The sequence below is a fragment of the Bacillus sp. FSL E2-8900 genome, assembly GCF_037966225.1.
In the GTDB taxonomy this organism is placed as follows: domain Bacteria; phylum Bacillota; class Bacilli; order Bacillales; family Bacillaceae_G; genus Bacillus_A; species Bacillus_A cereus.
The window spans coordinates 1,160,094-1,185,578 of the sequence record NZ_CP150193.1; the positions used below are offsets into that span (position 1 = coordinate 1,160,094).

A 25,485-nucleotide genomic window follows, 5' to 3' on the forward strand; every position below is an offset into this window, starting at 1 on the left:
AATGTCTGAACAAAACAAAGCGAAAGCATTACCAGATCGCAACGAGATTGAAGAAGCAAGTACGTGGCGATTAGAAGATATTTTCCAAACGGATGCAGAATGGGAAAAAGAATTCCAAGCTATTAAAGAGCTATTACCGAAGTTAACTGAATTTAAAGGGAAACTTGGTGACTCTGCGGACAATTTACTTGAGGCATTGCAATATGAAGATGAAATATCAATGCGATTAGGTAAGTTATATACATATGCTCATATGCGTTACGATCAAGATACAACAAACTCTGTATATCAAGCATTAAATGATCGTGCAACAAATTTATATTCACAAGTATCTAGTAGCACAGCGTATATTGTGCCTGAAATTTTATCGATTTCAGAAGATACATTGCAAACATTCTTGAAGGAAAATAGAGATTTAAGTGTATATGAACATGCATTAGAAGAAATTACACGTCAACGCCCGCACGTATTATCAGAAGCTGAGGAAGCTTTATTAGCGGAAGCATCTGAAGTAATGAGTTCATCAAGCAATACATTTGGTATGTTGAATAACGCGGATTTAAAATTCCCATCTATTAAAGGGGAAGACGGAGAAGAAATAGAAATTACACATGGCCGTTACATTCAGTTTTTAGAAAGTGATGATCCTCGTGTTCGCAAAGATGCATTTAAAGCTGTATATGAAACGTACGGAAAATTTAAAAACACATTCGCAAGTACGTTAAGCGGAGCAGTAAAACGTAATAATTTCAATGCGCGTGTTCGTAAATATGATTCTGCTCGCCAAGCTGCACTGAGCAATAATAATATTCCGGAAGCAGTATACGATCAACTCGTTGAAACAGTAAATGACAACTTACATTTATTACACCGTTACATCGATATTCGTAAGCGTGCACTAGGACTTGATGAGCTTCATATGTATGATTTATATACACCACTTGTACCAGAAGTGAAAATGAATGTGAAATACGAAGAAGCGCAAGACCTTTTATTAAAATCTTTAAACGTACTTGGTGATGAATATGTTGATATTTTGAAAGAGGCATATGAAAATCGCTGGGTAGATGTGTATGAGAATAAAGGAAAACGAAGCGGGGCATATTCATCTGGTGCATATGGAACAAATCCGTATATTTTAATGAACTGGCATGATAATGTAAATAATTTATTTACACTTGCTCATGAGTTTGGTCATTCGGTGCATAGTTACTATACAAGAAAAACACAACCGCACGTATATGGTGATTATTCCATCTTCGTAGCAGAAGTGGCATCTACTTGTAATGAAGCACTTCTAAATGATTATTTATTAAAAACGACAGAAGATAAGAAAGAGCGTCTATATTTATTAAATCATTATTTAGAAGGGTTCCGTGGTACTGTATTCCGTCAAACGATGTTTGCAGAGTTTGAACATATTATTCATAAGAAAGTACAAGAAGGACATGCTGTTACGCCAGACATGTTAACGGAAATTTACTATGATTTAAATAAGAAATATTTCGGTGACGCTTTAGTAATCGACGAAGAGATTGGTTTAGAATGGTCTCGTATTCCACACTTTTACTACAACTATTACGTATATCAATACGCAACAGGATTTAGTGCAGCGACAGCTCTATCTAAACAGATTTTAGAAGAAGGACAACCAGCAGTAGAACGTTATATTAACGAGTTCTTAAAAGCAGGAAGCTCTGATTATCCAATTGAAGTGCTGAAAAAAGCAGGAGTAGATATGGCATCTCCTGAACCAGTAAAAGAGGCACTACAAGTATTTGAAGAGAAATTAAATGAATTAGAAGCATTATTATTTGAAGAAAAGTAATGAAAAAAGACGAGGGATTGTATCCTCGTCTTTTTGTTGAATAGATTCAATGTCGATATTTGTCGGAGAGAAAGGTGAATTTCTTTGTTTTTCTAACTGAAAGGATAGTTTTACGACTGATTTTTAAAATTAAAACCCTTTGAATCGTTTTTTATAATTGAAATAAGAGAGAGTGATAACGATGATTCCGAATAAAAGAGGTAAGGCAATAATTTTAGGAAAAGCTTGTAGTAGAGAGAGGATGTACAAGAAAAAAGAAACGATGACAGCTAGAAAGAGAAGAGCAATATAAGATTTTTTCATAAATAAACCCCCTAAATGACCTTTTTTATAGCTTATTCAAAAATGAAAACGTTTAGAATGTGACAAAAGTGTGAAATTCGACAAAAGGGGTTGTCATCTGACGTCGAATCTTGTAATATAATAAGCGTGAACGAATTCACATACAAACATATACCCCTTTGTTTGAACGTGAAAATTTCTCCCATCCCCTTTAATATTTTTATAAGCCGTAAAGAAAAAGACCTGGTGTTTACACCAGGTCTTTTTCTTTTGCTATCCATTTCCAATAACGTTCGCATTTTACTTCTATCATTTGTACTTTTCGTTTCAGTTGTAATTTTTTTAGTTCGCGTTCAATTTCTTGTTGCGGACAATCATAAATAAATGCTACTTCTTTTGAAGATATAAATTGTGTTGCTTCTAGTAACACTTCTAAAGGTGGTAATGGTTCTGGCTCAATTTCACATTTTACAAGTTCTTTCAATAATTGTACGTATACATCGTAGGAATAATTTCCAGCGATTTTAATACCTTCTTCATCTGAGTTCGCATGAAAAAAGACGAGGGAAGGTATTTCTGTAATATGCATTTCATTCGTGAATTTCAAGTCACATTGGAAAGCTTTTTTTGCACTAGCAGAATGTAGATCTTTTTTAAATTCTTCTACATCAATATTGCTATCTTTCGCACATGCAAGTAATAGTTCGCAGTCAGGGTTTGATACATTTTCAAGGAAAATGTATTCTTGGAGTTTTCGCAAAAACTTCGAACCTGCTTTTCGGCCTTGCAACTCCGCTGCCTTAATTGCCATCGAAACTAAATATGGTGTTGACGATGCTTCTTGCATATGTACCTTTCCATCACATGAAAAACCTTGTAAACTGGTTGTCTTTTCCCACACAAATCGAATATTAGCAGGTTTATTCCATTTGTGTGAGGAAGCGTTCGTTCCATCCACTTTTCCTGTTACGATATGACGAATAGAGAAGTATTTCCCGTATTCAAGCCATAGTTTAATAATAAAAGGCTCAATTTCCCAGCAATCTTTACAAAGTGGATCAATAAATAAATATGCTTCTACAGACTTATGCTCGCATGCGGAAGGAGATGGCATATTTATATGCTTTGCTTCCTGCTTATCCATTACACTTCACCTGTTTCGTTTGGAGTATTAACCATATGCTGAGCGGTTAATGCTAAACGTTCAAAAACAAACTCTCTTATATGACCATGAACTCCAGTATCATCCATTGCTTGCTCCATACATGATAGCCAAGCCTCTGCTCGTTTTGGAGTAATCTCAAACGGAAGATGGCGTGCTCTTAACATAGGATGACCATGTTCTTCAGTGTACAAATTAGGACCACCTAAATATTGTGTTAAAAATTGCTTCTGCTTCCTAGCGGTTTCTGTTAAATCTTCCGGGAAGATGGGAGATAAGTCAGGGTGTTTACTGACATAGGAATAAAATGTATCTACTAATATTGCAATGCATTGTTCACCGCCAATTGCTTCAAATGGTGTCATCGGTTGCTTGCTCATCCTTTATAAACTCCTTTTTCCATGAAATGTATATCTATTGTAGCAATGGAATGTTCGAGAGGGCAAATAAACAGCTTTCTCAAAGATTCTTTGCTTATTCTACGGGTGTAAACTTTTTTAGTGAGATGTATCCACTAGTGAAACATATTCACTAGTGGAATTTTCACTTTAGCGTGCTTTTTTTTGTTTGGCAAGGAAAAAGCGTTTTACTTTGTTATTTGTATGGCGAACAGGTATGTTATGTTGCGTTAATAAATGAATAAATGCAGCTTTTCCTGTTTCTTCATCTTGCACTTCAAATTCAATTTCATAATCATCGTGATTGTAATAGAAACTATGATCAAAGACAAGCGTTCCGCCTTTAAATAATGTTTCTGCTCTTTCTGTTGTTAAACTACCCATATATGTTAAAGCAGAAACAGGAATTTGTAATTTGTGTAATTGATCTACTACTGCTCCTTGAATGATTGTGTTTGTTTCCATCATCATTTTTGCTTCGTCTTCTGTTACGACTTGATGCGTTTCTAATAAACCGATTTCTGCAGGTTGTTTCAACGTTAACGTATAAGTTTCTCCTTTATGACGAATACGAAGTGCAGAGCCAGCTTCTTTTAACGAGAAGTCAGGTGTTTCAAAGTAGTGATTCACTTGTTTTGTAAATGCTTCAATAGAAAACGATTTACATAATGTATCGAATTCTTCTTTTGTAACGATATTTTTGAATTCAATTTCAATTTCTTGTGTCATTGTATAATCTCCTTTTGAAAAATAATTCTTTACACATTATCGCTTTTTCATAAATTTGGTTCAATGTTTTATTTGTTTGCGTCCATGTTATGATACAATAATACTGTTAAGTAAGACAGGAAGTTGAGATGGAGGAGTTAGAGCATGCAAAATAAAATCCAAGTTAAGAGCGTAGAAAAGAGAGAGAATGCTCTTATTTTTTGTGCGGAAAATAGTGAAATAGAGGTAAAGGAGTTAAGTGCGCGTAATCACGTACTTGTAGACTCAGACAATTTATCATTTTTATATATCTTAGAAAATGAATCATCTTTCATTTATGTAAGTATTCCGCACACATGCTGGGAAGCAATGCATGAAGCGATGAATAACGATGTGGTTATGTTCGTTCGCGTGAATGACATTGAAATGGAATTAGAAGGATTAAAAGAAGAAGTAGAATATTTAGTTGAAAATATTGAAGGTAATGCAAATTACGGAGAAGAATTAGTAACTGCTGTAGAAAAAGTATTTCTATAAGCAAATGGATTGATTTTGGTGGTGGTTGAAATGAATCGAAATTGGGAAGAATTTTTAGCACCTTACCACCAAGCGGTGGCAGAGCTAAAAGTGAAACTAAAAGGAATGCGTACTCAATTTGCAATGTTAACAGAGCATTCTCCAATTGAGTTTGTAACAGGAAGGGTAAAGTCGGTTGCAAGTATTATTGATAAAGCGGAGAAGAGAAATGTACCGCTAGACCGATTGAGAGAAGATATGCAGGATATTGCTGGGCTTAGAATGATGTGTCAATTTGTTGATGAGATTAAGCCTGTTGTAGAATATCTTCGAAAACGAAATGACTTTGAAATCGTGGAAGAACGTGATTATGTCACGCAAAAGAAAGATAGCGGTTATCGTTCTTATCATGTTGTCATTAGTTATCCTGTTCAAACGATTCAAGGTGAACAAAAAGTATTGGTAGAAATCCAAATACGCACGCTAGCAATGAACTTTTGGGCAACAATTGAGCATTCTTTAAATTATAAATATAGTGGACGTTTTCCTGAAGATATTAAAATACGATTGCAACGTGCAGCTGAAGCGGCGTTTTTATTAGATGAAGAAATGTCTTCTATTCGTCTTGAAATTCAAGAAGCGCAAAAGGCTTTTTCAAGAAAGCAAGAAACGAAAGATTCCGAATCATAAACTAAAGGGTGTTGGGCGATGAAATTTACAATTATGTCAAAGGGAGATCAATCATCAGATACACTGGCAAGCACGATGAAAGAGTACTTGCTAGATTTTGGATTTATAATGGATGAAAAGGAACCCGATATTGTAATTTCTGTTGGGGGAGATGGAACGCTTTTATATGCGTTTCATCGTTATTATAATCGATTGGATGAAACAGCATTTGTTGGTGTACATACAGGACATCTAGGTTTCTATGCAGATTGGTTACCGACAGAAGTAGAGAAATTAGTAATTGCGATTGCGAAAACACCATTCCAAGTGGTGGAATATCCGCTTTTAGAAGTTATTATTCGCTATGTGAATGGAAGTAAAGAGTCACAGTATTTAGCGATGAATGAGGCGACTGTAAAAAGTGCAGAAGGTACATTAGTAACAGAAGTAGAAATACGCGGAGAATATTTTGAAACATTCCGCGGAGATGGCCTTTGTATCTCTACTCCTTCAGGAAGTACCGCATATAATAAAGCGCTTGGCGGAGCAATTATTCACCCATCTATTGAAGCGATTCAAATTGCAGAAATGGCGTCCATTAACAATCGTGTATTTCGTACTGTAGGATCACCACTCGTATTGCCGAAGCATCATACATGTGTGTTAAAGCCAGCTGCAGGGATGAACTTACAAATTACAGTGGATCACTTAACGATGGTTCATCAAGATGTGAAATCAATCCAGTATCGCGTCGCAAACGAGAAAGTACGATTTGTTCGTTTCCGTCCATTCCCGTTCTGGAAACGAGTTCGTGACTCGTTTGTTGCAGATAAATAGAAAGGGTTATATATTTGAACAGATTTACATTGAAATGGGATATAGGGCCGGCTAAAGAGGGAACTTTAGTTAGGGAATTTTTGAAAACGAAAGGTATTTCTAAAGCCGCTTTAACGGATATAAAGTTTCATGGCGGAGCAATTGAAGTAAATGGTCAACATGCGAGTGTTCGTCATCAGTTGCGTGCTGGTGAAGAATTACGTGTCTTTTTTCCAATGGAGGAAAGAAGTGAAGGGATGATGGCAGAAGATATTCCTTTATGCATTATATATGAAGATGACGCGGTTCTTATCATTAATAAAGAGGCGAATATGTCAACGATTCCGTCTAGAGAACATCCGGCAGGAAGTGTTGCCAATGCGCTGTTATCTCATTATGATAAGCAGCATCTTGCAAGTACAGTGCACATCGTAACACGTTTAGATCGTGATACTTCGGGGCTTATGCTTATTGCAAAAAATCGTTTCGTGCATCATCTTTTATCGAAGCAGCATCAACAAAAAGCTGTGAAACGAACGTATGAAGCAATTGTTCACGGAAAGATTGTAGAACGAGAAGGAATGATTGATGCACCAATTGGTCGAAAATCTGATAGCATTATTGAGCGAACGGTTTGTGAGGATGGACAAAGGGCAGTTACTCATTTTAAAGTAATTGATAGTACATATCATAAGACACATGTAGCGCTTGAGCTTGAGACAGGAAGAACGCATCAAATTCGTGTGCATATGGCTCATATAGGACATCCATTACTTGGTGATAGCTTATATGGAGGGAGAAGGGATGAAATGAAACGGCAAGCACTTCATAGTAAATCTTTGACGTTTTATCATCCTATTTTAGAGAAAGAGATGTCTTTCACTATAAAGCTTCCAAGCGATATGCAAGAAGTGTTGCGGCATACTTAAAAAGGGAACAAAATTCTTATATTATAAAGAATTTTGTTCCCTTTTTCTTAGCGGAATAATATTAAAATTTGGTTTTCACCCGTACGCTTTATAACGAAAAATCCACTTTCGGCTTTTGTAGCAATGCCATTGTCATTTGGAAGACAAAATCCATGTGCTTCGCAAGTGCCGTCATCACGTACTAACATTTGTCCAATTAATCCGACAGGAAGCCACTCGGCGCGATCTTTTCTTGCTACATATTTGCGAGTTGGATCCCATTCTGTATTTAAAAGAGGTTGTATTTCTTCGGTTTCCGTCCATACATATTGGCGTTTTCCAAAGTTATCTGTTTTATAACGTTTTTCCCAACTTAAAGCCCCGCTATTTCCTATAAGGGCAGGGGTTGCACTAGATATTCCTAAAATGAACGAGTCGTGTGAAGTAGCTATCCGAATTTTTTCTTCGCTACTAAATGTAACGAAATAACCGACATCAATAGGTTTATGATCTTCGGTTTCAAACATTTGTGCAAAATCCGTTCCACTTGCATTGTAAGACGCACCCTCAATGTACATTTCTCCATTATGGGCAAGCCATTTAGCCCCGATATTATGGTCGGTGTCGCTTACACCATTTGCAATAAACCAAGAATAAGCTTCTTCTGCAGTGCCGAAGCGCCCCATAATATGGCTACCTGCAAAATGAGCTGTTGATGTATGATGACCTTCCGCATGAGAAGAGGATCCGTTAGCGATAGTTGCGGTTCCTTCTGCGTGTGCTGCTTCGCCTAAAGCAATCGTCTGTTTCCCCTCTGCATGAGAATAAGCTCCGCCTGCTGTCGTTTCACTTCCCTCACTATGGGAACTATGTCCGGTTGCTTTTGAGTTTGATCCTTCTGCATGAGAGAAAGAACCTTTTGCGTGTGTTAATAAGCCTTCCGCATGTGCTGCCATGCCCTCCGCATGAGAGTGAAGCCCTTCCGCATATGCATATCGGCCGCCCCTTTTAACTTTTGTATTTTCAGGTGTAGGTGTCTCAATTATGAGTGGTTTTTCAGTTTGTATATCATTCGATGAAGCCAATGCCTCTTTTATTTTTTTTACTTTGTTTATAATAGCAGCTGGAATTTCTGGTTCCACTTTTTTATTTATTGCTACAGAAATATTTTCTTCCGTCTTTTCTTCTGTTTGATTAGAATGTATTACCTGTTCATCTTGATTTGAGAGCTGTTTATTTTTTTGTTGCATCTTTATTTTTCTGCGATCGATTATGCGGCTCATCACAGCATTTTCTAAAGAGACATATGTTGGTTTTACTTTGCTTTTTTTTGATGACTCTTGTTCTTCCAGTTCTTCTATCGCTGCAGCCCGAATACTACACCAGTTGTTAATTCCGTACATGGGCAGATATAAAGGGGGAAATTTTCTTTTTTGTTTAGAAGATTTTTTCTTCATTCTGTCACCTCCTGCGACATTATATGTAGTGTAATTAAAAAAAGATGCACTTTATTGCATCTTTTTTTAATTACTTTACCTAGTTTTATATGAGATCTGCCTAAATAATACGGTAATCTTTCGCTAAGTAAGGTAGTTATGAAATTGGACGGAATTTCTCAGCGACAAAAGGTAAAGAAGAAGGAACAGAGATAGTCTCCATTTCAGGATAACGTAATCCGGTTAATTTGCCACCAAATACAGCACCAGTATCAATATTGACTGTCTGATTGACGAATCGAGGTTCTGCTACTGGTGTATGTCCATATACAATCCAAGCTTGCCCCTTGTACTCTTGCGCCCAATCGCGACGGACAGGTGAGCCATCGGCATGCTTTTCTCCTGTAATATCGCCATATAATACAAAGGTTTGTACTTTTTTATCTCGTCTTCCTATGTAATCTTGCCGAATCCCAGCGTGACATACGATTACTCTTTTTTCATCTAGTATGTGGTAGAGCGGTGATTGTTCATAAAGAGTGATAAACTTTTCTTTTATAACGTTTTGCTTATGAGAAGGAAGTGCCTCATATTCAGCAACAGTTGTTTCAAGTCCGTGAGCGACTGTTACATTACGCCCAAGGAAAAATCGATATAGTTTATTACAGTGATTTCCAGGAGCGTAATAAGCTTCTTTTTTATGTATGACAAGTTCCCATACAATTTCAATCATACGTAATGAATGAGGACCACGGTCTGTAATATCGCCAACGAATGCAAGTTTACGTTGGTCAGGGTGAACCGGTAGACCGCTACTCCAGTTATATCCTAGCTTCTCTGTTAAATTTTGAAACTCTTGGAAGCATCCATGAATATCTCCTATAATGTCATATTTCATATTTAAACCTCCATCGTATTTTTCATTAGTATATCTAAAAAAGGATAGAGATAAAAATATAGCGTTTTTGTGTTGTTCATTTAAACATAAAGATTTTCGTTCTTGAGCGAACATTTAAAATGAATCCAATCGCAATCATGTATGTAAGCAGTGAACTTCCTCCGTAACTCATAAGAGGTAATGTTATCCCTGTAATGGGGAGTAATCCGATTGTCATCCCGATATTTTGGAATACTTGGAAAGTAAACATTCCGATTGTACCAGCGCAAATGTAACTACCGAAAGGGTCATTACTTTCTAAAGCAATATGAATCATTCGAAAAATGAGTAAGAAAAAAAGAGAAATAATGACACTTGCGCCTAGAAATCCAAATTGTTCAGCGACATTAGTGAAAATAAAATCTGTATGTGGTTCTGGAAAATATACTTGTCCATTTTCCCACCCTTTTCCTTGCATTTCTCCGGATCCAGTCGCTAAGAATGCTTGTCTTAATTGATAGCCTTGTGCATCATATTTGTAAGGTGCTAACCATCCGTAGAAGCGATTTAATTGATATTCTTTTAAAATGTGTGCTTTAAAGAAATCTGTGTGAGTAAAAAAAATATATATTAATGTAGATCCAGCAACGAAAGTACCTGAAACTAATCCAAAAATAAAACGCCATCGTATGCCAGAAACTAGTATCATTGCTGCAAGCATCGCTGAAATGACCATTGTGTTTCCTAAATCTGGTTCTTTTGCAATAAGTAGTAGTGGTGGCAAGCTTGTTGCAAATATTTTTCCAAGTAGTAAAAAATCGTCATGTATCGTTTGGGAAAAATATTTCTCATTATGATTTGCTATAATTCGTCCAATGACGATAATTAAAAACAATTTCATAATTTCAGAAGGCTGAAAATTTCCGATGCCTGGGAGCCTGTACCAAGCGGTAGCGCCTTTAATTGTAACGGCACCTGGTACTTGAAGTTCTAGTCCAATAAGTAGTACCATTGCAAAGCTGTACAAATACCAAGCAATTTTTTGATAACGATCGAAGTCGATAATCATAATAACACCAATGGCTATAAATCCAATGAAATACCATTGGATTTGCTTTAGTACAAAATTGACGTTTTGTAAAAATGGCGGTAAAGAGGCTTGCGCACTTGCAATAGCACAACAACTAACAATCCCAATGGCAAATAAAATAAATAGTAATACGTAGTCTATTTGATATTGAGAATTTGGATCTTTCAATGTAGGTATTCCTTTCTACTGCTCTTTATAGTAATGGATTTTATCCCGCATTAATGGGCAGTAAGACCCCCACCTCAAAATTCAGCGAAAGCGAAGAAGTTAGGTGGGGGATCAACTGCCCGTAAAAGCCCGATTGGTGAGAGCTGATTAAAGTTTCACTTTATAGTATGAGAAAGAATGTATGAACTATACGAATGATTCACATATAGTCCATACACTTTTAATTTTGCAGAGTAGTTTAATTGTTTAGCTCTTTAATAATTATATCCAAACAATGAGAGAGACGTACATGTGCGTCAGGAAAAATATCTAGTTGATGAAGATAGTATTTTAAGGAACTTTTACACCATTGGTAAGCACTAAGTAGAGCTGCTCTATAGTCCGTAGTATTTTGTAAAAAGCCATATTCTTTTGCTGTTATAACAAGGTGTGTGAAATCTTCACAACCTTGAAGGAGCTTATTGTGTATTTGTTGTCCAGCATGGTAGCGAAATTGACTTAAAGGCTCAGAAATGTATATTGCATTTCCTTTAGAAAGTAAAGAAATCCATGAGGCCATATCAACACTACAAGAATATTGTCGCTCTTTAAGGGTGCCAAAAGGTTCAGTGAGCAATTCCTTTCGGAACAAAGTAGTTGTAGGCTCACCGATAATGTTGTGTCCGCCCTTTAACATCCAATTACCTAAAAATATCCCGTTTAATGGGGTGTCTTCACTATATAACCTTTGTGTTGGATGGGAATCACCGATTAGATTTCCATGATCATCAATGCGTACTCGATAAGAAGTAACAAGAGCAAGATTTTTATTGGGATCTTGCTCAAAATAGGTCATCATTTTTTGTATTTTATGCTTATAAAACACGTCATCGTCCATTAAAAAATTTATATACTCACCATTTGATTTTTCTATGAGCATAAGGTCATTGTGAAATTGTCCTAGAGTAGGGGTATTTCGAATGTATGTTATATTTTTATAATTTGGTAAGTATTGTTCGCGTATTAAAGTTGCTGTTTCATCATTTGTACTATCATCTCCGATGATGATTTCAATATTTGAATAAGTTTGTGCCAATGCACTTTCTAGAGCAATTTTGAAATAATGAGGCCGATTATAAGTAGGAATAAGGATGGAAACGAGAGGTGGATTTTTTTCATTCATCATACATAACTTCCTTTCAGAAGCTTTTTTTTGTAAGAACAATATCTTGGTAACTTGTATATTCATGTCTGCCGCACCATAAACCGTAATGCGGCTTATTGATTATTTCTAGGCCGTACTTATTCAATAGATTGCAAATATCTGTCTCAGGATAAGCAACTGCGAAATTCGGAATATCTTTATTTACAACGTAGCAATTTTCGATTCGATGATAAAAACCTAATGTACTTTGTCCTGCATTTAAATAATAGGACGATTCAGGGTTTATAAGAAAGAATGTAATGAAACATCTCCCGTCTTTTTTTAATACACGTACAATTTCAGATACGTAATGTTCTAATTCTTTTGGGAGAAGATGCGTAAATACAGAAGTTAAAAAGATAAAATCGAATGTTCCGTCTTCATAGGGAAAACGATATTGAGAGGCATCTTCTTTTCCTTCCGGATTATAGAATTGATTGTATATGTCAACATGTTCAAAGTGAAAATTATTACGCATAGTTGAAATGTTATTTTGACACCAAGTAATTCCATCTTTAAACAAATCAAATCCATAATACGCTCCATCATCATTTAAGTAATTCATTAATGGTACAGCCATTCGGCCGACACCGCAGCCTACATCTAATACTTTTTCATTTGATTTTAAAGCGCCAATTTGAATAAAATGCTTTAGGAACTCTTTTCCAACCTTTTTGAAGTCGCCACCTACATATTGGACGAGTTCAGGAGGGGGGAGTAAAGTCATTTCTTTGTTAAATTCGCTCATGAGTATACCCCTTTCTTATGTGAGAATATGCAGTAACTCTATTAATGAAATTTTCAATTTGTAGTGAGAGAACACAGGAAAACAATTGTTATATGTAGGGAGATTCCGAAAAAGAATACTTAATTGGATCAGAAGTAAGAGAAGAATGAGTGAAAATGGAATCTCCTATAGATTAAATCTTTTTTATTCTTTTCTCCAATAAACGCCAAATACATCAATTTTAGTAATAGGGGCTTTTAAATTCCGTTGATTTCTAAAGTCTGTCACAGCCTCAGCGCATGGTGGTAGCCCGTAGTCATCGATAATTATGTAGCCACCTTTAGAAACTTTATCATATAAGTTCACGAGACCATCCATGGTGGATTCATACATATCACCATCAAGCCGTGCAATTGCTATTTTTTCAATTGGTGCTGTTGGTAAAGTATCTTTAAACCAACCTTTTAAAAATTTCACTTGATCATTTAGTAAATCATATTTTTTGAAATTCTCTTGTACTTGTTCTAAAGAGACGCGTAAGTAATCGAATGTGTGTAAATAATCACCGTAATCTTTTGGATATTGCTCTAGATTCGGTGCTGGCAAACCTTCAAATGAATCTGCAACCCACACATTACGATCCGTAATGTTGTTTGCTTGTAAAAAACCATTCATAAAAATGCATGATCCTCCGCGCCATACACCTGTTTCAATAAAATCACCTTCTATATTTTCACGAACAACGGTTTCCATCGCCTCTTGTAATTGGTTCATACGTTCTCGACCAATCATGCTATGTGCTGCTCTTGGCCAATCCATTCCATCATGACGTTCACTTTTTGAGACATTTGGTTTTACAATTTTTAAGTTATGGTTTTCGGCATATTGCTTAATGAATAAAGGGAGGGGGACTGTAACTGGTTCGAATTCTAGTTCTTTCGAAATATGTAGAGATGCCGGTAAGTATGCCTCATATTCTAACCATATTTCAAATAAAATTGTCTTCTTTAGCAATTCGAGATAAAGCTGAACAGCAGATTTACTTTCCATATTTGTGCCTCCTGCAAAATGTCATACAACAATATGATTATGTAGATAGCGAATGTTTCATGATTGAATTTAAAATTGAAAAAGCAGTAAAACTGATAACAGTTCTACTGCTAAGTAAAAATTAAGCAACTTTTTCAATAATAATAGATGCATTTGTACCAAGAGCTAATGATAGCCCAAGTCCTGTAACGATTACTTCAACTAATGATGGAGTTGTCGTAATTTGCGTAATTGCTTGAACAACGATAGGTGCTCCAACTGAGATTAAAGTAGCCCCAGTACCTGGTACAGATACCCCATTTACTTGGATTGTAAGCCCCCCTAATACACTTATTGCCGCAGTATATACGATAACAGTGATTTTATAGAATCCAGTTTCAGCAATAACGAAAGTATCAGCATCTAATTGAGAAATTGCTGTACCAAACTGAGATCCAACAGTATTAAATGGTACTGGAGCATTAAGTCCAAGATCTAAAGAAATTCCAGCGGAGTTAAATGCATACAATCCTGCTGGAAGTCCTAGTCCGGATGGTCCAGTCGGTCCAGTCGGTCCAGTAGCCCCAGTCGGCCCCGTAGGTCCAGTAGCTCCAGTGTCACCAGTCGGCCCCGTAGGTCCAGTAGCCCCAGTGTCACCAGTCGGCCCCGTAGGTCCAGTAGCCCCAGTGTCACCAGTCGGCCCAGTCGGTCCAGTAGCCCCAGTGTCACCAGTCGGCCCCGTAGGTCCAGTAGTCCCAGTGTCACCAGTCGGCCCAGTCGGTCCAGTCGGTCCAGTTGGCCCAGTCGGAAGGGTAAACGGTGGTATCGGTGGTAATGTAGGTCCTACAAGATTAGGGTCAAATGCACTAGCTGATAAAGATTCATCGGGATTTAATCCATTTGAATAATTATTATTTGACATAAATTCACCTCCATAAAGCGTTCATTATATAGTAGATGCAAAACCGAAAGAAAATGACACGGACATTTGAATTATTGAAAAGAAATCTTAAACTACTTGAACAATTTAAAAAAATGGAAAGTTTAGTATATGTATAACATATGATTGATTTGGAAGAGGGTGATTATGTTGAACAAGCAAGGAATTACAATTAGTTTATGTATGATTGTTCGAGATGAGGAGGAGACAATAGCCCGTTGTTTAGACACAGTTGAAAAAATTGTGGATGAAATTATAGTGGTTGATACAGGCTCCGTCGATCGAACGAAAGAAATCGTAGAGAAATACACTTCTAACATATATGATTTCCAGTGGATTGATGATTTTGCAGCAGCAAGAAATTTTTCTTTTTCAAAAGCGACGCAAGAGTATATATTGTGGCTAGATGCAGATGACGTATTATTAGAAGATGCTCAAGAAGCATTGAAACTTTTAAAAAGAGAATTAGATCCTAAAATTGATGCTGTTTCGATGCCTTATCATCTTGCGATGGATTCTAACGGGAAACCTTTATATTGTACAAAAAGAAATCGACTTGTAAAGCGTGAAAAACAATTCCAATGGTTTGGAAAGGTTCATGAGTATTTAGCTATTTCTGGTGAGGTTTTTAGTAGTAATGTTGCTATTACACATAAAAAAGAAAAAAAAGTAACAAATCGTAATTTGAAAATTTTTCAAAATACTGTAGCGGCAGGTGAAGAATTAAGTCCGAGAGATTTATTTTATTACGCAAATGAATCTACGGATAACCAAAAATATGATGATGCAGTTCTTCTATATGAAACATTTCTTAATCAAGACGAAGGATGGTATGAAGAGAAAATTTATGCATGTGGTAAGTTAGGAGATTGCTATGCAAAGCTCGGAATGTGGGAGAAGGCAATCGAATCTTGTGTGAAGTCGTTTCGGTATGGCGTCCCTAGAGGAGAGAATTGTACAAGAATAGGATATATATATATGGAACAAGAAAAATATAATGAAGCGATATTTTGGTTTAAACTTGCAACGGAAGTACCAATGGCAACGGAGAGTCCTTTCCATAGTCCCGCTAGCTACACATGGCTACCCTATTTACAAATGTGTATTTGTTATAGCAGGTTAGGGGAGCAGGATAAAGCGTATTATTACAATGAATTAGCAGCTTCTTATGTTCCGAATAATGCTGCAATTGAATATAACCGTAAATATTTTCGGGGAGTTTTTGATAAACCATATAAAGTGTAATAGGTTTCGTTTTTTAGAAATGATGTATCGTTATTCTAACTCTAATAGATTGGTTATATATTAGAGTATCAGTAACGTAACCAATATAAATAAAAGGTTTTATACTACTATTTGTGGGCTAATAATCAGTGGGGGATGAACAAAATCTGCACTTTATAGAATTCATATGAGATTTATATTTCTAATTCAATTTGCATAAGGAGTGTGTGAAATGAGTCGCGAAAAAAGTTCTTTATATGAAGAAAAATCCGAGCATTATTATAATGCAGCGAATCCGAATTTATTAAAGCATATAAAAGAGGAATGGAAAGAAGTTCTTGATATTGGTTGCTCGAGCGGTGCATTGGGAGCAGCTATTAAAGAAAACGGTACACGTGTATCAGGAATTGAGGCATTTCCAGAGGCGGCAGAAAAAGCGAAGGAAAGACTAGATCATGTTATTTTAGGGGATATAGAAAAAATAGATCTTCCTTATGAGGAGGGGCAATTTGATTGCGTCATATTTGGGGATGTATTAGAGCATTTATTTAATCCATGGGCTGTAATAGAAAAAGTAAAGCCATATATAAAGCAAAATGGTGTGATTTTAGCAAGTATACCAAACGTTGCTCATATTTCAGTATTAGCTCCCTTGCTTGCTGGAAATTGGACGTATACAGAATATGGTTTATTAGATAAAACACATATTCGTTTCTTTACATTCAATGAAATGCTAAGAATGTTTTTAAAAGCAGGATATTCAATTAGTAAAGTAGATCGTGTATATGTTGATCATAAAATGTATGAGCCGCTTATTGAGGAGTTATATGGAATTTGTAAAAAATATCGTCTTGGAAGTGGCTTCATGGCTGAGACAGTTGTATTTCAGTATATTATTGAAGCTGAAAAATCACAATTATGAGTGCTGCAGACAAAACAATATTATTTGTTACATGTATAAATGATCGGAAATTGTATGCAAACTGCGTGCGACATATATTGCAATTGTTAGTACCGCCAGGATATATTGTCCAATTTATGCCGATTCGAAATGCGAAAAGTATGACGAGTGGATACAATCAAGCCATTTCGCATCCAGCAAAGTATAAAGTGTATATACATCAAGATGTTTTTATTATAAATAGAGCCTTTTTATACGGATTACTTCAATTATTTGAGGAACATGAACATCTTGGTATGATTGGGATGGTTGGAGCGCAATATGTTCCTCCAACTGGTGTATGGAACGAAGGGCGTGGAATTGTAGGAAAGGTCATTGGTTATATGAATGATTTGTTTTATATGGCAAGTTTAGAACAACCGTATCATGAATCAAAAACATTTATTCCTGTAGAATGTATTGATGGTTTATTAATGGCGACACAATATGATGTTCCGTGGCGAGAAGACTTATTTGACGGATTTGATTTTTATGATGTATCTCAATCGTTTGAATTTAAAAAAGCAGGATATACAGTTGGTGTACCTGTACAGCGCGATGCTTGGTGTATCCATTATCATTTTGATGTGAATATGACGAACTATGAAAAGTATCGAAAAATATTTGTGGAACACTATATGTCAGATATAAATAAGGAAGAATAAAAGGGGGGACAAAAATGAAAGATCATACAATATTAGTCGTTGTTTGTGTAAATAATGAGGAGCTTTTCAAACAATGTGAGAGCCAAATAAGAAACATTTTTGTTCCCCCTGGTTATGTCGTACAAATTTTTCCGATACGAGATGCACAAAGTATGGCGAGTGCATACAACCGAGCCCTTTCATATCCAGCGAAATACAAAGTGTATATACATCAAGATACATATCTTATTAATCGAGACATGTTTTCTACACTTATATCTCTTTTTAAAGAAAATGAAAAGCTTGGTTTAATAGGAGTCGCTGGAGCTCAGTTTTTACCGAATAACGGGATATGGTGGGAAGGAAAAAATTTAGTAGGGAAAGTGATTGAGTATAGAAGACGGAATTATCAATTATTAAATTTAGATCAGGTTTTTTATGGTAATCAACCATTTTTGTCAGTTCAGGCAATTGATGGTTTATTCATGGCAACGCAGTATGATATTCCGTGGCGAGAAGATTTGTTTCAAGGGTTTCACTTTTATGATGTGTCACAGTCTTTAGAGTTTCAAAGGGCTGGTTATTTAATCGGTATCCCAAATCAAGCAAATTTATGGTGTATTCATTACAACGGGGATGAGTTTGATGCGGATACATATGAGAAGTACCGGAAAGTGTTTGTAGAACATTACAAAGATATATTATCTCCATCATAAAGGAGAGATGCAAAGTGAAAGGAATTATTTTAGCAGGTGGTACTGGATCGAGATTATATCCAATAACGAAAGTAACGAATAAACATTTACTTCCTGTTGGTCGGTATCCGATGATTTATCATGCGGTATATAAGCTAAAACAATGCGATATTACAGATATTATGATTATTACAGGTAAAGAGCATATGGGGGATGTTGTTAGCTTTTTAGGGAGTGGTCATGAATTTGGAGTGTCCTTTACGTATCGTGTGCAAGATAAAGCGGGCGGGATCGCACAGGCGTTAGGGCTTTGTGAAGATTTCGTCGGGAATGATCGTATGGTAGTTATATTAGGTGATAATATTTTTTCAGATGATATTCTTCCGTATGTTGAAGAGTTTGCAAATCAAAAAGAAGGTGCGAAAGTGCTATTGCAATCTGTAGAAGATCCCGAAAGATTTGGCGTAGCACATATTCAAAACCGAAAAATAGTTGAAATTGAAGAAAAGCCGAAAGAGCCGAAAAGTTCTTATGCGGTTACGGGAATTTATTTGTATGATTCGAAAGTCTTTTCTTATATTAAAGAATTAAAACCTTCTGCACGGGGAGAACTTGAAATTACAGATATAAATAATTGGTATTTAAAACGAGGGGTACTTACTTATAATGAAATGAACGGCTGGTGGACTGATGCGGGAACTCATGCTTCGCTTCAAAAGGCGAATACGTTAGCGCGTGATATTAATTTTGGGAAACAGTTTAACGGAGAATAGGTGAGAATATGAAAGTTGTAGAAACAAATTTTACCGATGCAAAATTGTTAGAACCGAGGTTGTTTGGAGACGAGCGTGGCTTTTTTTCAGAGAGTTATAATAAGCAGGTGCTAGAAACATTAGGGATAACGTATTCATTTGTACAGGATAACGTATCTTATTCGGCTAAGGCAGGAACGATTCGGGGACTACACTTTCAAAAAAAACCGAAAGCACAAACGAAACTCATTCAAGTTATGCAAGGGGCAATTTATGATGTTATCGTTGATTTACGAAAAAAATCACCAACATTTAAACAATGGAAAGGATATATTTTAAGTGGAGATAACCATCGGCAATTACTAGTGCCAAAAGGGTTTGCGCATGGATTTTGCACGCTTGTTCCGCATACTATCGTTATGTATAAAGTAGATGAATATTATAGCGCAGAGCATGACTCAGGGTTACTTTGGGAAGATAAAGATTTAGCAATTCCTTGGCCAGTAACCGATCCTATATTGTCCGATAAGGATCAGATATTACCATTATTAGAGGAATATGAAGATAGTTTTTAAGTAGGAGCGTTGTTTATGAATATATTAGTAACAGGTGGGGCTGGATTTATTGGAAGTAATTTCGTTCATTACATGCTACAAAGTTATGAAACATATAAAATTATTAATTACGATGCATTAACATATAGCGGGAATTTAAATAACGTAAAATCTCTTCAGGATCACCCGAATTACTTTTTTGTAAAGGGAGAAATTCAAAATGGAGAGCTATTAGAACACGTTATAAAAGAGCGGGACGTACAAGTGATTGTAAATTTTGCAGCTGAATCACATGTGGACCGTAGTATTGAAAATCCGATTCCTTTTTATGATACAAATGTAATTGGGACGGTCACTTTATTAGAACTAGTTAAAAAATATTCGCATATAAAACTTGTGCAAGTATCAACGGATGAAGTGTATGGCTCTTTAGGAAAAACAGGGAAGTTCACAGAGAAAACGCCGTTAGCTCCAAATAGTCCATATTCTTCAAGTAAGGCGAGCGCGGACATGATAGCTCTATCTTACTATAAAACATATCAATTACCGGTTATAGTAACGCGTTGTTCTAACAATTATGGACCGTACCAGTATCCTGAAAAATTAATTCCATTAATGGTTACGAATGCACTAGAAGGAAAAAAACTACCGTTATATGGTGATGGTTTAAATGTAAGAGATTGGTTACATGTAACGGATCATTGCAGTGCGATTGACGTTGTTTTGCATAAGGGACGTGTCGGAGAAGTATATAATATAGGTGGAAATAATGAAAAAACAAATGTAGAAGTTGTGGAACAAATTATTACTCTTTTAGGAAAAACAAAAAAAGACATTGAATATGTTACAGATCGTTTAGGGCACGATCGTCGTTATGCGATTGATGCAGAGAAAATGAAGAATGAATTTGATTGGGAACCGAAATATACGTTTGAACAAGGATTACAAGAGACGGTGAAATGGTATGAAAAGAATAAGGAATGGTGGAAACCACTAAAAGACCAGTAAGGGGCATGTTAAATGAAAGAGAGGGTTATCATAACAGGAGCAAACGGTCAATTAGGAAAGCAACTATTTGAAGAGTTAGACTCTGAAGAATATGATATATATCCATTTGATAAAAAGTTATTAGATGTGACAAATATATCCCGAATACAACAAGTGGTACAAGAAATAAAACCACATATAATTATTCATTGTGCTGCCTATACGAAAGTAGATCATGCGGAGAAAGAACAGGATCTTGCATATAGAATAAATGCAATCGGAGCTCGAAATGTAGCGGTTGCTTCACAATTAGTAGGGGCGAAGCTAGTTTATATTAGTACTGATTATGTATTTCAAGGCGCCAGACCAGATGGATACGACGAATTTCATAGTCCAGCACCGATAAATATATATGGGGCCTCTAAGTATGCGGGGGAGCAGTTCGTCAAAGAGTTACATAATAAATATTTTATCGTTCGCACATCGTGGCTATATGGTAAATATGGGAATAATTTTGTGAAAACGATGATGCGATTAGGAAAAGAAAGAGATGAAATATCTGTTGTAGCGGATCAAGTTGGCTCTCCTACGTATGTGGCGGATTTGAATATGGTTATTAATAAGCTCATTCATACTTCTTTATACGGTACATACCACGTATCAAACAGAGGCTCATGCTCTTGGTTTGAATTTGCACAAAAGATATTTTCGTACGCCAATATGAAAGTGCATGTATTACCTGTTTCAACGGAAGAATTCGGGGCTGCGGCTGCGAGGCCCAAATATTCTATTTTTCAACATAACATGCTAAGATTAAATGGTTTTTCACAAATGCCGTCTTGGGAAGAAGGATTAGAGCGGTTTTTTATAGAAACCAAAAGTCATTAACAAATTTCTGTTAATGACTTTTTTGTTTGCCTTTAAGCGGTTTTATGGTACTATAATTATAGTATCAGGTACTAATAACAAGTATAAGTATTTCTGGGAGGATATATCATGGAACTATTACAAGGGAAAACATTTGTTGTTATGGGCGTTGCGAACCAAAGAAGTATTGCATGGGGAATAGCTCGCTCTTTGCATAATGCAGGTGCAAAATTAATATTCACATATGCAGGAGAACGTTTAGAAAGAAACGTTCGTGAATTAGCGGACACATTAGAAGGACAAGAATCACTTGTATTACCTTGTGATGTAACGAATGATGAGGAACTTACAGCTTGCTTTGAAACAATTAAACAAGAAGTAGGTACTATTCACGGTGTAGCACATTGTATTGCTTTTGCAAATCGCGATGACTTAAAAGGTGAATTTGTAGATACTTCTCGCGATGGATTTTTACTTGCACAAAATATTAGTGCATTCTCTTTAACAGCTGTAGCAAGAGAAGCAAAAAAAGTAATGACAGAAGGCGGAAATATTTTAACGTTAACATACCTTGGCGGCGAGCGCGTTGTGAAAAATTATAACGTTATGGGTGTTGCGAAAGCTTCATTAGAAGCGAGCGTGAAATATTTAGCGAACGATTTAGGTCAACACGGTATTCGTGTTAACGCTATTTCTGCAGGACCAATTCGTACGTTATCTGCAAAAGGTGTAGGCGATTTCAACTCAATCTTAAGAGAAATTGAGGAGCGCGCACCACTTCGTCGCACAACAACGCAAGAAGAAGTTGGCGATACAGCAGTATTCCTATTCAGTGATTTAGCTCGAGGTGTAACAGGAGAAAACATTCACGTTGATTCAGGGTATCATATCCTAGGATAAATATAATATTAAATTTTAAAGGACAATCTCTAAATGATGAGATTGTCCTTTTTATTTGTTCTGAGAAAGAACGATTTTTAACGAAAGTTCTTATCAGGTGATGAATATAACTATAATAGTACACGATTTATTTAGCTACGTATGGAAGTGGGAGGGACGAGTGTGAAGAATAAAAATAAAAGTTCAACAGTTGGAAAACCGTTGTTATATATCACGCAAGTAAGTTTAGAACTTGCTGCACCGAAAATAAAAAGGATTATCCTGACAAACTTTGAAAATGAAGATCAAAAAGAGAAAAGTAATAGACAAGAAAATATTGTAAGTAGTGCTGTGGAAGAGGTAATAGAACAAGAACAACAAGAAGAGCAGCAAGTGGAAGAAAAAATAGAAGAAAAAGAAGAACACGCAGAACAAGAAGAGCAAGAACCAGAACCAGTAAGAACTGTCCCGTATAATAAATCATTTAAGGATATGAATAATGATGAAAAAATTCATTTTTTACTAAACCGCCCTCATTACATTCCGAAAGTAAGGTGCAGAATAAAAACAGCTACAGTCTCATATGTTGGATCGATCATATCGTATCGAAATGGCATTGTATCTATTATGCCGCAAAATAGTATGAGAGATATTAGGCTGTCTATAGATGATATCCAATCGATTAGTATGGCCGGTTTTTAAATATGTAAAGGTGGTAGAAAGCTTCTACCACCCCAATAGTTTTTTAGTTTACTTTACGATAGAAACGTCGCGTAAGCATTGAATCGCACAGAAACAGCTTAAATCAACAGTAATGCAAGTAGTTGTAGATATTAATCTTGCATTTGGTACAGCTAAAAACGTACAAATTGGATCGTCACCAGGTGGTACCGGAGAACTGTCACCTAAAACTACAGTTAATACACGTAGTACAGCACAGCTATCGTCATCTACACTTTCCACACGGAAAATGGGAGAACGGCAGCTAGTAAGGCTTGATGATGGTGCAAATGCTTCAAAAGGTTCTCCAGTTTTTGTGTATAAAATAAAAGGGCGTGTATTAGCTACTGATGCAGTATTGTGTGCACCTAAGAATGGGATTTCACAACCAGATCCACATGTTGTTGTAGAACAATCTTGTAATTCATTGATGAATTTTACAACGTCAACTACACAATGAGAAGAGCCATGGTGTTTATTTTCGTTACAACTCATTAATGTCACTCCTTATCTTCTTGTTTGTATTTACATTAATAAGATATTGGAGTCGAGGAGATTTGGTCACAATCTCAAGACCTTTTTTTTTAAATAGGCGAAAGAGGATAAGGGAAGGTGGAATCATGCTGTTTACAAGCTGGCTTTTATTTTTTATTTTTGCGTTAGCTGCTTTTAGGCTCACTCGTTTAATTGTTTATGATAAAATTACAGCCTTTTTGCGAAGACCATTTATTGATGAATTAGAGATTACGGAGCCGGATGGAAGTGTATCAACGTTTACAAAAGTGAAAGGTAAAGGATTAAGAAAGTGGATTGGCGAATTGTTAAGCTGTTATTGGTGTACAGGTGTATGGGTTAGTGCTTTTTTATTAGTCTTATATAATTGGATTCCTATCGTTGCAGAACCGTTACTTGCATTATTAGCCATTGCAGGAGCAGCAGCAATCATTGAAACGATTACTGGATATTTTATGGGAGAATAATATATTTTCATAATAAGAGAAAAAGCGGAGTTTAAAAGAATGAGGGAACGGAAATAAAGAGTTGTTCATATAGTAAATAGACAGAATTGACAGTAGAGGAGATGTTTGCTGTGAGCAATAATCCAAGGCAAAATTCATATGACCTGCAGCAGTGGTATCATATACAGCAACAACACCAAGCACAACAACAGGCATATCAAGAACAATTACAACAACAAGGATTTGTGAAGAAAAAGGGATGCAATTGTGGGAAAAAGAAGAACACAATAAAACAATATGAAGAATGAAACACTCATGCTACTGTGAGTGTTTTTTATTATATATAAAAAGCGGTATTTCTGTATTAGAAATACCGCTTTTTACTAGCTAATTTGTGCAACTGTTAATGCTGCAGCACGAATGTCTACAGTTCCAATTAACTGAACTGGCACAATTTGAATTAAGTCACCAGGATTTAAGTTAATAAGAATAACACCGCTGGATACGTCTACTTCACCAGTACCAATAACGTTAGAACGAACTGCTGTACCTGATCCAGGAATAATATTAGCTGGTGTATTTAATGATAAGAAGAAACGACCAGCTTCTGGTGCAACAGGTGAGTTATCAAGACTAATTGTTAATGTATAACTGATTTGATAAATACCAGCTCGTAGAATTCGAATGCCATCTCCGACACTTACTGTATCATTTATTACAGGAACAGTAATATTTGGGTTTGGACTTACGCTAGGTAATAATAGTGGTGTAAATAGTGAAGCAAACTGAGGTGCAGACGCGTTGAAAGCAAAACCAAAGGCAGGTAGTGTACTAGCTGGCTTCGCCTCGCAATCGATTTTAGTAAATTCGCAATCAGAAGAGAACATGTTTTTCACTCCTTTATCTGTTTCTACTTTCAGTTAATGAAAAGGACAGGTTCTATGTTCTAGACAAGTTCCCAATTTTAAGAAATTTACATAAGAATACTCGTTAAGCATGGATTGGGTGGCAGAATTATCTGCCACCCAATCCATGCTTAACTCATTATTTAGTTTTAAATAGAAACATCGCGTAAGCATTGAATAGCGCAGAAGCAACTTAAATCAACAGTAATGCAAGTGGAGGTTGATATTAGTCTTGCATTTGGTACAGCTAAAAACGTACAGATTGGGTCGTCACCAGGTGGTACAGCGGTACCATCACCTAAAACTACAGTTAATACACGCAATACAGCACAGTCATCATCATCTATACTTTCTACGCGGAAAATGGGAGAACGGCAGCTAGTAAGGCTTGAAGATGGTGCAAATGCTTCAAAAGGTTCTCCAGTTTTTGTGTATAAAATAAAAGGACGTGTATTCGCTACTGATGCATTGTTATGTGCACCTAAAAATGGAACTTCGCAACCAGATCCACATGTTGTCGTTGCACATTCTTGTAGTTCATGTATAAAACGAACAACATTCGATACACAGTTGAAATCACACTCATGTTGATGATCTTCATTACAATTGCAGCTCATTATGT

The 25,485-nt window shown here is 36.1% G+C and carries 31 protein-coding genes; 17 read left to right on the forward strand and 14 right to left on the reverse strand.

The genetic code is table 11. The features are described from left to right. The first annotated feature begins 1 nt into the window (after position 1). On the forward strand, positions 2-1,828 hold the full coding sequence (gene pepF, locus NST90_RS05960; protein ID WP_000003348.1) for an oligoendopeptidase F: 1,827 nt from the start codon (positions 2-4) through the stop codon (positions 1,826-1,828). 129 nt (positions 1,829-1,957) lie between these two features. Here pepF and NST90_RS05965 read toward each other — a convergent pair whose 3' ends face one another. The 4 genes from NST90_RS05965 to NST90_RS05980 all read right to left on the reverse strand — a co-directional run bounded on the left by NST90_RS05965 (position 1,958) and on the right by NST90_RS05980 (position 4,399). Continuing rightward, positions 1,958-2,131, reverse strand: a complete 174-nt coding sequence (locus tag NST90_RS05965; RefSeq protein WP_000750355.1) for a hypothetical protein — start codon at positions 2,129-2,131, stop codon at positions 1,958-1,960. A gap of 229 nt (positions 2,132-2,360) precedes the next feature. Beyond that, positions 2,361-3,254 carry a ClpXP adapter SpxH family protein gene (locus NST90_RS05970; RefSeq protein WP_000360645.1) on the reverse strand — a complete coding sequence of 298 codons (894 nt, stop codon included), beginning with the start codon at positions 3,252-3,254 and terminating at the stop codon, positions 2,361-2,363. Continuing rightward, entirely contained in the window at positions 3,254-3,652 is a 399-nt protein-coding gene (locus NST90_RS05975) for a hypothetical protein (RefSeq protein WP_000043386.1), read from the reverse strand. Before NST90_RS05975 ends, NST90_RS05970 begins: the two co-directional genes overlap by 1 nt. A 168-nt stretch (positions 3,653-3,820) precedes the next feature. Beyond that, the gene (locus NST90_RS05980; RefSeq protein WP_000191121.1) at positions 3,821-4,399 is read right to left on the reverse strand and encodes a CYTH domain-containing protein; all 579 of its coding nucleotides are present in this window, start codon (positions 4,397-4,399) and stop codon (positions 3,821-3,823) included. Positions 4,400-4,543: 144 nt separating this feature from the next. On the opposite strand from NST90_RS05980, the gene NST90_RS05985 reads away from it, so the two are divergent. The 4 genes from NST90_RS05985 to NST90_RS06000 are packed head-to-tail and all read left to right on the forward strand — an operon-like array spanning position 4,544 to position 7,308. Beyond that, positions 4,544-4,915 carry a hypothetical protein gene (locus NST90_RS05985; RefSeq protein WP_001180003.1) on the forward strand — a complete coding sequence of 124 codons (372 nt, stop codon included), beginning with the start codon at positions 4,544-4,546 and terminating at the stop codon, positions 4,913-4,915. Positions 4,916-4,945: 30 nt separating this feature from the next. Continuing rightward, on the forward strand, positions 4,946-5,584 hold the full coding sequence (locus tag NST90_RS05990; RefSeq protein WP_001081482.1) for a GTP pyrophosphokinase family protein: 639 nt from the start codon (positions 4,946-4,948) through the stop codon (positions 5,582-5,584). An 18-nt stretch (positions 5,585-5,602) separates the two neighbouring features. Further along, positions 5,603-6,400, forward strand: coding sequence for an NAD kinase (locus NST90_RS05995; protein ID WP_000673190.1), 798 nt, complete (start codon positions 5,603-5,605; stop codon positions 6,398-6,400). 14 nt (positions 6,401-6,414) lie between these two features. Then, on the forward strand, positions 6,415-7,308 hold the full coding sequence (locus tag NST90_RS06000) for an RluA family pseudouridine synthase (protein ID WP_025709868.1): 894 nt from the start codon (positions 6,415-6,417) through the stop codon (positions 7,306-7,308). A 47-nt stretch (positions 7,309-7,355) separates the two neighbouring features. On the opposite strand, the gene NST90_RS06005 is transcribed toward NST90_RS06000, so the two are convergent. The 7 genes from NST90_RS06005 to NST90_RS06035 form a co-directional block, all read right to left on the reverse strand. Beyond that, a complete protein-coding gene (locus tag NST90_RS06005; RefSeq protein ID WP_000730518.1) occupies positions 7,356-8,744 on the reverse strand; it encodes a peptidase G2 autoproteolytic cleavage domain-containing protein in 1,389 nt (462 codons plus the stop codon). A 136-nt stretch (positions 8,745-8,880) separates the two neighbouring features. Next, entirely contained in the window at positions 8,881-9,621 is a 741-nt protein-coding gene (gene prpE, locus NST90_RS06010; protein ID WP_000872700.1) for a bis(5'-nucleosyl)-tetraphosphatase PrpE, read from the reverse strand. A gap of 76 nt (positions 9,622-9,697) precedes the next feature. Further along, positions 9,698-10,858, reverse strand: a complete 1,161-nt coding sequence (locus NST90_RS06015) for an FtsW/RodA/SpoVE family cell cycle protein (protein WP_000654702.1) — start codon at positions 10,856-10,858, stop codon at positions 9,698-9,700. A 238-nt stretch (positions 10,859-11,096) separates the two neighbouring features. Further along, complete coding sequence (locus NST90_RS06020) at positions 11,097-12,023, reverse strand: glycosyltransferase (RefSeq protein ID WP_000980807.1); 927 nt, start codon at positions 12,021-12,023, stop codon at positions 11,097-11,099. 13 nt (positions 12,024-12,036) lie between these two features. Continuing rightward, positions 12,037-12,789: a class I SAM-dependent methyltransferase gene (locus tag NST90_RS06025; protein ID WP_001288765.1), complete on the reverse strand. Its 753-nt coding sequence runs from the start codon at positions 12,787-12,789 to the stop codon at positions 12,037-12,039. A 183-nt stretch (positions 12,790-12,972) separates the two neighbouring features. Next, positions 12,973-13,818 carry a TylF/MycF family methyltransferase gene (locus NST90_RS06030; RefSeq protein ID WP_000444381.1) on the reverse strand — a complete coding sequence of 282 codons (846 nt, stop codon included), beginning with the start codon at positions 13,816-13,818 and terminating at the stop codon, positions 12,973-12,975. A gap of 121 nt (positions 13,819-13,939) precedes the next feature. Continuing rightward, entirely contained in the window at positions 13,940-14,719 is a 780-nt protein-coding gene (locus NST90_RS06035; protein ID WP_339201207.1) for an exosporium leader peptide-containing protein, read from the reverse strand. Between the two features lie 165 nt (positions 14,720-14,884). Between NST90_RS06035 and NST90_RS06040 the strand changes: the two genes are divergently transcribed. The 10 genes from NST90_RS06040 to NST90_RS06085 all read left to right on the forward strand — a co-directional run bounded on the left by NST90_RS06040 (position 14,885) and on the right by NST90_RS06085 (position 22,981). Continuing rightward, positions 14,885-15,982, forward strand: a complete 1,098-nt coding sequence (locus NST90_RS06040) for a glycosyltransferase family 2 protein (RefSeq protein WP_000932908.1) — start codon at positions 14,885-14,887, stop codon at positions 15,980-15,982. Positions 15,983-16,193: 211 nt separating this feature from the next. Then, positions 16,194-16,883: a class I SAM-dependent methyltransferase gene (locus tag NST90_RS06045; RefSeq protein ID WP_046392462.1), complete on the forward strand. Its 690-nt coding sequence runs from the start codon at positions 16,194-16,196 to the stop codon at positions 16,881-16,883. Then, a complete protein-coding gene (locus NST90_RS06050) occupies positions 16,880-17,566 on the forward strand; it encodes a glycosyltransferase family protein (protein ID WP_001271180.1) in 687 nt (228 codons plus the stop codon). The genes NST90_RS06045 and NST90_RS06050 overlap by 4 nt, the downstream gene beginning before the upstream one ends. Before the next feature lie 14 nt (positions 17,567-17,580). Further along, positions 17,581-18,261 (forward strand): glycosyltransferase family protein, encoded by a 681-nt coding sequence (locus tag NST90_RS06055; RefSeq protein ID WP_000651527.1) that lies wholly within the window; start codon positions 17,581-17,583, stop codon positions 18,259-18,261. A gap of 14 nt (positions 18,262-18,275) precedes the next feature. Next, positions 18,276-19,013 (forward strand): sugar phosphate nucleotidyltransferase, encoded by a 738-nt coding sequence (locus NST90_RS06060; protein ID WP_000676157.1) that lies wholly within the window; start codon positions 18,276-18,278, stop codon positions 19,011-19,013. An 8-nt stretch (positions 19,014-19,021) separates the two neighbouring features. Further along, entirely contained in the window at positions 19,022-19,567 is a 546-nt protein-coding gene (gene rfbC, locus NST90_RS06065; protein ID WP_000869418.1) for a dTDP-4-dehydrorhamnose 3,5-epimerase, read from the forward strand. Between the two features lie 15 nt (positions 19,568-19,582). Beyond that, positions 19,583-20,554 (forward strand): dTDP-glucose 4,6-dehydratase, encoded by a 972-nt coding sequence (rfbB, locus tag NST90_RS06070; protein ID WP_001024166.1) that lies wholly within the window; start codon positions 19,583-19,585, stop codon positions 20,552-20,554. A gap of 12 nt (positions 20,555-20,566) precedes the next feature. Next, on the forward strand, positions 20,567-21,421 hold the full coding sequence (gene rfbD / locus NST90_RS06075) for a dTDP-4-dehydrorhamnose reductase (RefSeq protein ID WP_000664652.1): 855 nt from the start codon (positions 20,567-20,569) through the stop codon (positions 21,419-21,421). 108 nt (positions 21,422-21,529) lie between these two features. Then, positions 21,530-22,300 (forward strand): enoyl-ACP reductase FabI, encoded by a 771-nt coding sequence (gene fabI / locus NST90_RS06080; RefSeq protein ID WP_000421886.1) that lies wholly within the window; start codon positions 21,530-21,532, stop codon positions 22,298-22,300. A 141-nt stretch (positions 22,301-22,441) separates the two neighbouring features. Beyond that, positions 22,442-22,981, forward strand: a complete 540-nt coding sequence (locus NST90_RS06085; RefSeq protein ID WP_080348333.1) for a spore coat CotO family protein — start codon at positions 22,442-22,444, stop codon at positions 22,979-22,981. Positions 22,982-23,029: 48 nt separating this feature from the next. Here the strand turns inward: NST90_RS06085 and exsY are convergent, their stop codons facing one another. Further along, positions 23,030-23,494 (reverse strand): exosporium assembly protein ExsY, encoded by a 465-nt coding sequence (exsY, locus tag NST90_RS06090; protein WP_001277744.1) that lies wholly within the window; start codon positions 23,492-23,494, stop codon positions 23,030-23,032. A gap of 125 nt (positions 23,495-23,619) precedes the next feature. Here exsY and NST90_RS06095 point away from each other — a divergent pair, with 125 nt between their 5' ends. Then, positions 23,620-23,979 carry a DUF1360 domain-containing protein gene (locus tag NST90_RS06095; protein WP_000899662.1) on the forward strand — a complete coding sequence of 120 codons (360 nt, stop codon included), beginning with the start codon at positions 23,620-23,622 and terminating at the stop codon, positions 23,977-23,979. A gap of 101 nt (positions 23,980-24,080) precedes the next feature. Then, complete coding sequence (locus NST90_RS06100; protein ID WP_029948404.1) at positions 24,081-24,266, forward strand: hypothetical protein; 186 nt, start codon at positions 24,081-24,083, stop codon at positions 24,264-24,266. 75 nt (positions 24,267-24,341) lie between these two features. Here NST90_RS06100 and exsF read toward each other — a convergent pair whose 3' ends face one another. Together exsF and cotY are read right to left on the reverse strand one after the other, a co-directional pair. Then, a complete protein-coding gene (exsF, locus tag NST90_RS06105; protein WP_000492939.1) occupies positions 24,342-24,845 on the reverse strand; it encodes an exosporium protein ExsF in 504 nt (167 codons plus the stop codon). Between the two features lie 167 nt (positions 24,846-25,012). After that, positions 25,013-25,480 carry a spore coat protein CotY gene (gene cotY / locus NST90_RS06110; RefSeq protein ID WP_001277719.1) on the reverse strand — a complete coding sequence of 156 codons (468 nt, stop codon included), beginning with the start codon at positions 25,478-25,480 and terminating at the stop codon, positions 25,013-25,015. Between the last annotated feature and the right edge of the window lie 5 nt (positions 25,481-25,485).